This is a genomic window from Brevibacterium casei CIP 102111, assembly GCF_900169275.1.
Classification (GTDB): Bacteria; Actinomycetota; Actinomycetes; order Actinomycetales; family Brevibacteriaceae; genus Brevibacterium; species Brevibacterium casei.
On sequence record NZ_FXZC01000001.1, the window covers coordinates 371,950 to 383,321 of the forward strand.

The 11,372-nt window shown below is 68.4% G+C and carries 9 protein-coding genes; 4 read left to right on the top strand and 5 right to left on the bottom strand.

The genetic code is table 11. The annotated features are described in order from the left end of the window. Position 1: 1 nt before the first annotated feature. From BC102111_RS01650 to BC102111_RS01660, 3 genes are read right to left on the bottom strand one after another with little or no spacing between them, the layout of a single operon-like run. The gene (locus BC102111_RS01650; protein ID WP_101623438.1) at positions 2-1,708 is read right to left on the bottom strand and encodes an ABC transporter permease; all 1,707 of its coding nucleotides are present in this window, start codon (positions 1,706-1,708) and stop codon (positions 2-4) included. Then, positions 1,705-2,640, bottom strand: a complete 936-nt coding sequence (locus BC102111_RS01655) for an ABC transporter ATP-binding protein (RefSeq protein ID WP_095375422.1) — start codon at positions 2,638-2,640, stop codon at positions 1,705-1,707. Before BC102111_RS01655 ends, BC102111_RS01650 begins: the two co-directional genes overlap by 4 nt. Continuing rightward, positions 2,637-3,293 carry a TetR/AcrR family transcriptional regulator gene (locus BC102111_RS01660; RefSeq protein WP_095375423.1) on the bottom strand — a complete coding sequence of 219 codons (657 nt, stop codon included), beginning with the start codon at positions 3,291-3,293 and terminating at the stop codon, positions 2,637-2,639. The genes BC102111_RS01655 and BC102111_RS01660 overlap by 4 nt, the downstream gene beginning before the upstream one ends. Before the next feature lie 124 nt (positions 3,294-3,417). On the opposite strand from BC102111_RS01660, the gene BC102111_RS01665 reads away from it, so the two are divergent. Continuing rightward, positions 3,418-3,759, top strand: a complete 342-nt coding sequence (locus tag BC102111_RS01665) for an ArsR/SmtB family transcription factor (RefSeq protein WP_095375424.1) — start codon at positions 3,418-3,420, stop codon at positions 3,757-3,759. Positions 3,760-3,836: 77 nt separating this feature from the next. Next, entirely contained in the window at positions 3,837-4,325 is a 489-nt protein-coding gene (locus tag BC102111_RS01670) for an SRPBCC family protein (protein ID WP_095375425.1), read from the top strand. A 98-nt stretch (positions 4,326-4,423) separates the two neighbouring features. On the opposite strand, the gene BC102111_RS01675 is transcribed toward BC102111_RS01670, so the two are convergent. Further along, positions 4,424-5,653 carry an MFS transporter gene (locus BC102111_RS01675; protein WP_009378808.1) on the bottom strand — a complete coding sequence of 410 codons (1,230 nt, stop codon included), beginning with the start codon at positions 5,651-5,653 and terminating at the stop codon, positions 4,424-4,426. Between the two features lie 211 nt (positions 5,654-5,864). On the opposite strand from BC102111_RS01675, the gene BC102111_RS01680 reads away from it, so the two are divergent. Together BC102111_RS01680 and fbaA are read left to right on the top strand one after the other, a co-directional pair. Then, positions 5,865-7,859 (top strand): BCCT family transporter, encoded by a 1,995-nt coding sequence (locus BC102111_RS01680; RefSeq protein ID WP_095375426.1) that lies wholly within the window; start codon positions 5,865-5,867, stop codon positions 7,857-7,859. Positions 7,860-8,225: 366 nt separating this feature from the next. Next, positions 8,226-9,248, top strand: a complete 1,023-nt coding sequence (gene fbaA, locus BC102111_RS01685) for a class II fructose-bisphosphate aldolase (RefSeq protein ID WP_009378811.1) — start codon at positions 8,226-8,228, stop codon at positions 9,246-9,248. Positions 9,249-9,673: 425 nt separating this feature from the next. Here fbaA and BC102111_RS01690 read toward each other — a convergent pair whose 3' ends face one another. After that, on the bottom strand, positions 9,674-11,212 hold the full coding sequence (locus BC102111_RS01690; RefSeq protein WP_009378813.1) for an alanine/glycine:cation symporter family protein: 1,539 nt from the start codon (positions 11,210-11,212) through the stop codon (positions 9,674-9,676). Between the last annotated feature and the right edge of the window lie 160 nt (positions 11,213-11,372).

The window sequence follows — 11,372 nt, forward strand, 5'->3', positions numbered from 1 at the left end:
GCTACGCCGTGATGAGGCTGCGGCGGCGGAAGCCCGCCGCCCCGATGACCGTGAGGACGACGGCGGCCACGGTGAGCCAGGCCATCGCGAGCGGTTCGAGATCGACCGAGGGGTACTGGCCGATGTGGACGAACAGCGAGAGGTCGAGGATCGCCTCGTCGAGGTCGAGCATCCCGCCGAAGAGAGCGAGCACGGCACCGAGGGCGAAGACGACCCACACGACGCCCTGCAGCCGCGGGATGATGCCGTAGAGGGCGAAGACGATCCCTGCGAGCACCCACACGGCCGGGGTCTGTGCGACATGGCCGACGAACGATGGCCAGAGGAGGTCCCAGTCACCGGTCGAGGCCGCGGCCCCGACACCCTCACCGAGGCCGGCGAGGCCCATGAGCAGCAGCGCGCCGAGGAAGGTCACCGCCGCCCACGCGAGCATCCAGCCGGGACGGCTGACCGCGGTCGCGAGCACGGGCTCGGTGCGGTAGGCCTGCTCCTCGCTGCGCAGCCCGGAGGCGGAGAGGATCGCGAAGACGGCGACGATGATCGTGAAGTAGAGCGCCATGTACCCGAGGTAGCCGTCGACGATGCCGTCGGCCCCGCCCATGATCGCGAGGATCTCCGGCGGCATGCCCTCGGCGCCCTCGGCCATCGGCGAAGTGAACGAGCCGAAGACGACGCCCATGATGAGGATGCCCACCGACCACCAGATGAGGCTCGAGCGCTGCAGACGCAGGGCGAGGGCGAACGGCGAGCTCAGCGCCGTCGAGGCCTCCGACCGCCCGAGGCGATCGGGAAGGATGCCGGCGGCGAGGTCGCGCCGCGACTGGAGGGTGAGCGCGAGGGCGACGAGGAGGACGAAGAACCCTGCGCTCAGCCACAGCGGCCACCACCGGTCGAGGGTGAATGGCGCGGTCTGCTGTGCCCAGCCGAGCGGGGACAGCCACGAGAGCCAGTCGAGGTCCCCGTCCTGGACGGCGGACATGTCGCCGAGGCCGCGGACGATGAAGAACGCGGCGAGGACGGCCCCGGCGATCCCCGAGCTGGCCCGGGCGAACGCGGAGAGCTGCGCGGTCACTGCCGCGACACCGGCGAAGACGACGCCGACGGAGCCGACGCTGACGCCGAAGAGCAGCGCCGAGGAGAACGGGCGCGGCTCGGCCTGCGAGAAGTAGAACGCCACGGCCATGCCGAGGCTCGTCAGAGCGCTCATGAGCACGGCGAGGACGAGGGCGGCGATGAGCTGCGTGTGCCGTCCGGTGACGTTGGCGCGGATGAGCTCGGCACGTCCCGTCTGCTCTTCGCTGCGGGTGTGACGGGAGATCGTGAGGATCCCCATGAGGGCCGCGCCGAGCATGAGGAAGACGCCGTACATGCCGACGACGAACCGCGGCACCGTGATGTCGTCGAAGCCGTAGCCGGGGCCGGTGATGATGCCCATAACGGGGTTCTGCGCGAAGACCATCATCGACTCGAGGGACGATCCCTCGAGGACGACGGCGATGGCATTGGCGAAGTACGCGGTCATCACGGTGAGACCGAGCACCCACAGGGGAAGGCGGAGGCGGTCGCGACGGAGCATGAAGCGCAGCATCGTGCCCAGGCCCGAGAGGTTCGAGCCCGACTCGGCACGGTGGGCCGGATGGTCGCGGTGCGCAGGCGCGCGTTGGCCCGCACGAGGGTCGTCGGCGGCGAGCAGACGAGTGGTGGTCATGACTCCTCCGTTCCGTAGTGGCGCAGCAGCAGCTGCTCGAGCGTCGGCGGGGTGGCCGTGAGCGACTCGATGTCGTGGTCGCCGAGCGCCCGCATGATGCCGGGCAGCTGCGCGGTGTCGGCGCTGAAGTGCAGCCGGCGTCCCTCGCGGACGAGGTCGTGGACGCCGGACATCCTCGTCAGCTCGGGGATGTCCTTGACGACCTGCACGGTCACCGTCGTGCGCGAGAGGTGCCGGAGGTCGGCGAGCGCACCGCTCTCGACGATCCTGCCCGCCCGGATGATCGAGACCCGGTCGGCGAGCGCCTCGACCTGGGCGAGGATGTGGCTCGAGAGGAGCACGGTGCGCCCCTGCTCCTTCGCCTCCCGGATGCACTCCTGGAAGACGGCCTCCATGAGCGGGTCGAGACCCGCCGTGGGCTCGTCGAGGAGGAGCAGCTCGACGTTCGAGGCGAGCGCGGAGATGAGCGCGACCTTCTGCCGGTTGCCCTTCGAATACGTCCGCCCCTTCTTCCTGGGATCGAGGTCGAAGCGCTCGATGAGCTCGTCGCGCCGGCGCTCGTCGACCCCGCCGCGCAGCCGCGAGAAGAGGTCGATCGCCTCCCCGCCGGTCAGACCCGGCCAGAGTTCGACATCGCCGGGAACGTAGGCGAGCCGCCGATGCAGCGACACGGCCTGCGACCACGGGTCCTCGCCGAGGAGGCGGACCCGTCCGCGGTCGTGGCGGAGGATTCCGAGGAGGATCCGGATCGTCGTCGACTTCCCGGCGCCGTTGGGGCCGAGGAAGCCGTGGACCTCGCCTCGGTCGACGGTGAGGTCGAGGCCGTCGAGGGCGCGCACGCGTCCGTAGCTCTTGACCACGTGGTCGAGTTCGATGGCCGCCGAGGAGGTGCCCGGTGAGCGGTCGCGCGCGGTCGTCGTCGTCATCGTCATGGTGTGTCATCTCCCTTGGTCGGAGTGTCAGGGGTCTGGTCGGGAACGGAGTCGAGGACGCCGTTCTGGTAGAGGTCGAGCAGGTGCGGGGCGATGCGGGTCATCGTCTCGGCGATGTCCCCGGTGCCGAGGTTGGACTCGAGGCGCTGTGCGAGCATCGCCGGGGCGAGCGCCATGACGGCGAGGGTGGCCGCCTGGCCGTGCGGGTCGTCGCTGCGTCGGAAGCTGTAGCCGGCGAAGCCGTCGGCGAGATAGGACTCGACGAGGTCGACGTAGTGGTCGAAGTAGCGCTGGCCGTGGGGACTGGGGTCGAGGAGCGATTTGAGGAGGTATTCGACGGCGGTCGTCATCACCGGGTCGTCGAACATCATCTGCATGGCCATCACCGCGTACTTCGCGTTCTCGGCCTTCTTCTCGGTGATGAGCGCGAAGACGTGGTCGTCGCACGCGGTGCGCAGTCCCTCCTTCGACCCGAAGTGGTGGATGACGAGTCCGGGGGAGACGCCGGCGGCCGCGGCGATCGCGCGCACCGTCGTCTTCGCGAACCCGTGGGCGGCGAACTCTCCGACGGCGGCGTCGAGGATCCTCTGCGCGGTCTCGGGAGACGAATTGGGGGAGCGGCCGGGCTCCTTCTGCGGGCTGGTTGAACGCATGTTTAATATTAAACGCATGTTCAATCGTGCTGTCAACAGAGTCGCGGTGAATCCTGCTCAGGCGGATTCCTCGCGCTCCCGGCCGGGGTCTTGACGTACAACCATTCGGTTGTAGGATGAGGCCATGACAGCCTCCGCCGACGCCCTCATCGACGATCGCACCGATGCGGTCTTCCAGGCGCTGGCGGACCGGACCAGGCGCGACATCGTGCGCCGGGTCGCGGTCGAGGGGCTGTCGGTGTCCGAGCTCGCGTCGTCCTACGACATGAGCTTCGCCGCGGTCCAGAAGCACGTCGCCGTGCTCGAACGCGCGGGACTGGTGACCAAGGAACGCGTGGGCAGGTCGCAGGTGACCCGTGCCGACGTCGGGGCGATCCGGACCGTGCGCGACCTCCTCGGCGAACTCGAGGTCCAATGGCGGGGCCGCGTCGAGCGCATCGACGCCCTCCTCGCCGAGGATGTGTGAGGTTCGGGCACGACACACAGACCCGGCCCGGGTCGGTGCCGAGGCGACCGCGACGGTCGCAGGAAAGAGGAGACGCCATGCCCGTGACAGAGACCAGCCACGACGAGGACACGAGGACCCTGACGATGGTCGCCCGCTTCGCGGCCCCGCCCGAGAGAGTCTGGGACGTCTATGCCGATCCCCGTCAGCTCGAGCGGGTGTGGGGACCGCCGACCTATCCCGCCACCGTCGTCGACCACGAGCTGACACCCGGAGGTCGCGTCACCTACTACATGACGAGTCCTGAAGGGGAGAGGTACTACGGGCTGTGGGAGGTCACGGCCGTCGACGCACCCCACGGCTTCGAGTTCACCGACTGGTTCGCCGACGACTCGTTCACGATCGACGAGACCCTGCCCGGCAGCACGAACACCTACACCTTCACCCCTGACGGAGACGGGACGAAAGCGGTCTACACCTCGGTCTTCGACAGCGTCGAGGGCCTGCGCACGGTGCTCGAGATGGGCGTGGTCGAAGGCGCGACGGAGGCGATCGGCCAGATCGACGACCTCCTCGCCCGCGACTGACCAGCGGGCACCGCGCCCCTTCAGCCGGTGCCGCGCCCGGTCAGCGATCCCCGCGCCCGGTCAGCGGATCACGGACACGGCGATCCGCCTCGGCGGGGTCAGTCCTCCCTCATCGCCGCCATCGACCTCTGCGGGGCGTCCGGCTGGGCGGGGATGATGAGGAGGAGTCCGAGCACGAGGACGACGATGATGCCGAGCGTACCCGCGCGCTGGTAGCCGAGGATCGAGATCGAGAGGGCGAACATGGCCGGGCCGAGGAAGCTCACGGCCCGGCCGGTCGTCGCGTAGAGGCCGAAGTTCTCACCCGCGCGCTCGGGTGGGGTGATGCGGGCGAGGAACGACCGCGACGAGGACTGCACCGGTCCGACGCAGAAGCTGAGGACGAGGGCGCAGACCCAGAACACGCCGGCCTCGGCGGAGAAGAGGATGGGGACGCCGCCTGCGATGATGACGATGAGGCCTGCGATGATGACGGGTTTGGGACCGAACCGGTCGTCGAGGAACCCGGCGATCATCGCACCGGCCCCGGCAGCGACGTTGGCGGCGACCCCGAGGACGATGATCTCGGAGGCGGAGAAGCCGTAGCTGCCGGCCGCGAGCACCCCGGCGAAGGCGAAGATCGCGGCGAGCCCGTCGCGGAAGACCGCGGAGGCGATGAAGAACCGCAGCGTCTGATGCTCGGTCCGCCACATCCGCACGAGGCGGCGGACGAGGGAGGCGTAGTCGGCGATGAACGCCCGGACAGGGTGCCCCGCCGAGGTGCCCGTGACCTTCGCCCCGGGTGCTGTGATGAGGACGGGGATCGCAAAGATCGCGAACCAGGCCGCGGAGAGGGCGGCGACGACGCGGTAGCGCAGCCCGCCCTCGTCGGTGGCGCCGAAGAGTCCGACCTCGGGTTGGATGACGAGGACGAGGAGGAGGACGAGGAGGACGAGTCCGCCCGCGTACCCCATGCCCCAGCCGAATCCGGAGACCTTCCCGACGTTCTCCGGGGTGCTGATGCGGACCATGATGCCGTTGTAGGCCACCTCGGCGAACTCGAAGAAGACGCTGCCCACGGCGATGAGGAGGAGACCCAGCCACAGGTAGGCGGGGGAGTCGCGGACGAAGAAGAGGCCGAACATCGTCGCGACGACGATCGCGGTGTGGACGCCGAGCCAGAGTTTGTGGCGCCCCCCGGCATCGGCGCGGGTGCCGACGGCGGGGGCGACGAGGGCGATGACGAGGCCTGCGGCGGCCATCGACCACCCGAGCGCAGTCGATCCGGCCTCCTCGCTCGAGGCCACGGCCTTCGTCAGATAGGGGGTGAAGACGAATGTGATGATCACGGCATTGAACGACGCCGAACCCCAATCCCACAGGGCCCAGCTGAAGACGCTTCGGCGTGAGCTGGACGGGGATCTCGGGTGTGCGCGCATGTCGTCACTGTACTGAACCGAGCGGTCGGTTCATGTCCGCCACATGGGAATTCGGTTGATGTTTGCCCAGGATTACGGCAAGGTGGTAAGTCGTTCAGAGGCACCCGATACGAAGGACTCCATGACTGATTCCCAGGCGGACACGACAGATTCGGCGGGCACTCCGCCGGGTGACGACGAGCAGAACCACTACCTCTTCGGCGCACCCGATCCCGTCAGACTCCACCTGCCCGACAAGCTCCACATCGGCGAGGACGACTCGGACGAGGCGATCACGGAGAAGCTGCGCCGACAGGGCGTGAATATCGGCAAGGGGATGATCGCGCCGCGCGTGTTCTGGCCCGCGCTCATCGTCATCGTCGCCGTCGCCGTGCTCTCGATCGTCTTCCCGACCGGTGCCGGTGAGACCATCCTCGGCATCCAGTCGTGGATCGTCGCCGACCTCGGCTGGTACTACATGCTCGTCGTCGGAGCCTTCGTCGCCTTCGCGATCGTCGTCGGCGTGTCCAAGTACGGCAAGATCAAGCTCGGCAAGGACGAGGACGAACCCGAGTTCGGCATCCTCTCCTGGTTCGCGATGCTCTTCGCCGCGGGCATGGGCATCGGCCTCGTCTTCTACGGAGTCGCCGAACCGCTCACCTTCGCCACCACCGGAGGCAAGCCCGGCTGGCCCGGCGGCGAGGTCGAGAACGCGCAGCTGGGCATGGCCCAGACCTTCGTCCACTGGGGACTGCACCCGTGGGCGCTCTACGCGGTGCTCGGCATGGCGCTCGCCTACGCGATCCATCGGCGCGGCCGTCCGCTGTCCATCCGCTGGGCGCTCGAACCCCTGCTCGGCCGCTACGTCAAGGGCTGGGCCGGCGACCTCATCGACATCATCGCGATCTTCGGCACGGTCTTCGGCATCGCCACCTCGCTCGGCCTCGGCGTGCAGCAGATCTCCGCGGGACTCGCCCACATCGGGCTCGTCGGCGAGTACGACAACTTCTTCCTCGTCATCCTCATCGTCATCATCACCCTGCTCGCCACGTTCTCTGTGGTCTCGGGTGTGGGCGCGGGCATCAAGTGGCTCTCGAACATCAACCTCTCGCTGGCGGGCCTCCTGCTCGTCACCGTGCTCGTGCTCGGACCCACGCTCTTCCTCTTCCAGAACTTCGTCGAGTCCCTCGGCGTCTACCTCGCCAATGTGCTCGGCATGACCTTCGACATCGGCGCCTACACCGGTGAGGAGGGCGCTGCATGGAACGCCTCGTGGACCCTCTTCTACTGGGGCTGGTGGATCTCGTGGGCACCGTTCGTCGGCGTCTTCATCGCCCGCATCTCGCGTGGCCGCACGGTCCGTGAGTTCATCGCCGGTGTCCTCCTCGTGCCCTCGCTCGTCGGGTTCTTCTGGTTCTCCGTCATGGGCGGTGCCGGCATCTACCGGCAGCTCTTCGGCGCGGGCGACCTCGTCGATCCCGAGGAGGGCGTCGTCGCCGAGCGTGTCCTCTTCGACGTCCTCGGCGGACTGCCGCTCGGTTCGGTGCTCTCGGTCATCGCGATCATCCTCGTGGCGATCTTCTTCATCACGTCCTCGGACTCGGGTTCGCTCGTCGTCGACATGCTCGCCTCGGGTGGTCACCCGAATCCGCCGATCTGGTCGCGTGTGCTTTGGGCTCTGCTCGAGGGCGCGCTCGCGATCGCGCTGCTCACCGCCGGTGGGCTCACGGCCCTCCAGGCGGGCTCGCTCATCACGGCGCTGCCGTTCAGTATCGTGCTCATCCTCGTCTGCGTCTCGACGCTCAAGGCGTTCGGCAAGGAGGCGAAGCGCACGGCTGCGATCGAGCGCGCCGCCGCTTACCGGGCCGTGGGCGAGCACCTCGCCGATGACTTCGACCAGTACCTCGGCGACATCGTCGACGAGCGCATCGACTACCAGATCACGCGCAGCCGCGGTCTCATCGAACGCCAGCGCGACAAGGCCGCTCGGGAAGGACGCGACGGCGGGGCAGGCCGCGATGGTCGATCGGGCCGCGATGCCGCCGCGCGCCGGGACGGCAAGGAGGGCAAGGGCCTTCGCGACGCCGCCTGGAAGCTCAACCCCCGCAAGGATTCCGACTCCCGCAAGGACAGGTAGCCGGCTCCGGCAGCAACGACGGCCCCGTGGTTCGTCACGGGGCCGTCAGTCTGTGGCCGGACGGTGTCGGCGTCTGCGGGCGGCGGTGCGGGCGTCGGTGGTCGGACGGTGCCGGCTGGTCGCCCGGGGGCGGCACCCCGCTCTCGCTGCCGGCGACCCCGTTCCCGAGGAGGATCCCGTCCGATACTGACGCCGATTTCGAATCGGATCCTCCTCGGGAAGGCCCGGCTGGTCGGGCCGACCGCCTCGGCGGGGAAGAGCCGGGGAAGGCCAGGCACGGGATGGGCGGTCGTGTCGTGACCGCGGCGGGAGTGACCGAGTAGGCTGGAGGCACCTGACCGCGATCGCTACGACCAAGGAGCCCAGATGCCCATTGCCAGCCCTGACGTGTATGCCGAGATGATCGACCGGGCGAAGTCCCAGGGCTTCGCCTACCCGGCGATCAACTGCACGTCCTCGCAGACGATCAACGCCGCGATCCGCGGATTCGCCGAGGCGGGGTCGGACGGCATCGTCCAGCTCTCGACGGGTGGCGCCGAGTACATCTCCGGCCCGACGATCAAGGACCGGGTGCGCGGGGCGATCGCGTTCTCCGCCTTCGCCACCGAGGTGGCCAAGAGTTACGACGTCAACATCGCCCTCCACACCGACCACGCCCCCAAGGACGCCGTCGAGGCCTGGGTCAAGCCGCTCCTCGCCGCCTCGACCGAGCGCGTGAAGTCCGGCGGCGAACCCTACTTCCAGTCGCACATGTGGGACGGTTCGGCCGTGCCGCTCGATGAGAACCTCGTCCTCGCCGAGGAGCTCCTCGAGCTCGCAGCCGCCGCGCACGCGATCCTCGAGATCGAGGTCGGCGTCGTCGGCGGCGAGGAGGACGGCGTCGAGAACGAGATCAACGAGCAGCTCTACACGACCGTCGAGGACGGACTCGCGACCGTCCGTGCGCTCGGCACCGGGGAGAAGGGCCGCTACCTCACGGCGCTGACCTTCGGCAACGTCCACGGCGTCTACAAGCCCGGCAACGTCAAGCTCCGTCCCGAGCTGCTCGGCGAGATCCAGGCGGCCGTCGGCAAGGAGGTCGGCAAGGACAAGCCCTTCGACCTCGTCTTCCACGGCGGTTCGGGATCGAGCGCCGAGGAGATCGCCGAGGCGGTCCGCCACGGCGTCGTGAAGATGAATGTCGACACCGACACCCAGTACGCGTTCACCCGCCCCGTCGCCGACCACATGTTCCGTCACTACGACGGCGTGCTCAAGGTCGACGGCGAGGTCGGCAACAAGAAGGAGTACGACCCGCGCTCCTACGGCAAGGCCGCCGAGGCGGGCATGGCCGCACGCGTCGTCGAGGCGTGCGAGAACCTCGGTTCGGCGGGCACGAGCGTGAAGTGAGCACTCCGCTCCTGGTGGTCACCGTGTGAGCTCCAGGCTGCGCCGGTGTGATCGACACACGGACGGGCCCCGCACTGCAGATGAGCAGTGCGGGGCCTGTCGGCGTTCGGACGCTCTCGCGTGGGTGGTCGCGGCGATGTGCCCGCGGGAGTTCGGTGGCTGTCGAGGCGAGGACGCGCAGTGTCAATTCCTGCCTCGCAGATCGACACTGCGCGTCCTCAACTCGCCTCACAGCCCGGACGTCGCCCACCGGAGCTCGCGTGACCGGCTGCGTCCGCGTGGTGCGACCAGGGTGACACCCACGCCCGCGGAGACGACGCGAGGTCCGGGACGCCGTTGTCCCGGACCTCGCTGGCTCTGTGGGGCACGTCAGCCCGTGCCGGGCGGCCGAGGATCGTCGCCTCGACCGCCCGGCACGGTGTGCATCAGCCCTGCGGCACGTGCTCGCCGGCCTTCATCTTCGCCCAGCGCTCCTCCCAGAACGTCGCATTCTTGATGCCGACGGCCTGGGGGTCGAACTCGGGATCGAGTCCGAGCTTCTGCTGACGCTCGAAGTCGCGCAGCAGTTTGAACGCCGGCTGCTGGAGGATGAGGATGCCGACGATGTTCAGCCATGCCATGGCGCCGACGCCGATGTCGCCGAGCGCCCACGCATCGCTGGGGTTGTCGTTCATCACGCCGATGGCGACGGCGATGAGGATGAGCACCTGCAGAGCGCGGGTGCCGATCGTGAGGAAGACCGGGTTCTTCAGCTTGCCGAGCAGGTAGACGAGGTTCGTCTCCGCCATGTAGTAGTACGCGACGATCGTCGTGAGCGCGAAGAGGAAGATCGAGACCGCGATGAAGCTCGCCCCGATGCCCGGAAGCATCGTGTCGAGACCCGACTGCGGCCAGCCCTCGCCCGGGGTGGTCTCGAGGGCTTCGACGAGCTGCCCGCGACCGGAGCCGATGATCTCGCCCTCGGGGCTGAGCACCCGGTACATGCCGGTCGAGAGGATCATGAAGGCCGTGGCCGAGCAGACGAAGAGCGTGTCGATGTAGACCGAGCCGGCCTGGACGAGGCCCTGCTTGGTCGGGTGCGACACCTCGGCGGCGGCAGCGGCGTGGGGACCGGTGCCCTGACCGGCCTCGTTCGAGTAGATGCCGCGCTGGACGCCCCACTGGACGGCGAGGCCGATGATGCCGCCGAAGGCCGCATCGGGAGCCGAGTCGATGCCCAAGGCGGAGGTGAAGATGAGCTGGAGGACCGGCACGATCTGGTCGGCGTTGATGAAGGTCACCGCGATGGCCGCGAGGATGTAGATGACGGCCATGAACGGCACGGCCAGCGACGCGAAGTGCGCGATGCGCTTGACGCCGCCGATGACGATGAAGGCCATGATGACGACGAGGGCAAGCGCCGTGACCCAGGTCGGCAGGTTCCACGCGTTGGTCACGGCGCCGCCGATGGCGCGCGACTGGACGCCCGGAAGGAGGAAGGACATCGCGAGGACGGTGACGGCGGCGAAGACGAAGCCGTAGACCTTGAAGAACTTGCCGAAGCGCGTCAGCTCGTAGGCCTTCTCGAGGTAGAAGGCGGGACCGCCGCGGTACTCACCGGTCTTCGGGTCCTTCTCCTTGTAGGTCTGGCCCAGGGTCGACTCGACGTAGGAGGTCGAAGCGCCGAGGAGGGCGGAGATCCACATCCACACGACGGCACCGGGTCCGCCGAAGCCGATCGCGGTCGCCACACCGGCGATGTTGCCGACGCCGACGCGTCCGGCCAGCGACATCGAGAGAGCCTGGAACGAGGAGACGCCGTCCTCGGAGCTCTTGCCGCGGAACATCTGGGTGAAGATGGTCTTGACCTTGCGGATCTGGACGGCGCGGGAGCGGATCGTGAAGTACACGCCTGCGCCGAGGCAGAGGTAGACAAGCCACGAGGACCAGATGATCCCGTTGATCCATTCGATGACTGCGGACACGTTCTTCCAATCGTTGATGCGTGCGTTGGTGCTGGCTGCGCGAGTCGGGCTCCCGACTCGAAGCGCTCACTTCGAAAGAAGGTTGTGGCTTCGCTGTGAGCCACCTCATAAGTGAAGCCCATTGTGAGCTGGGACGCAAATTGGCCGGTGAGGCCCGACA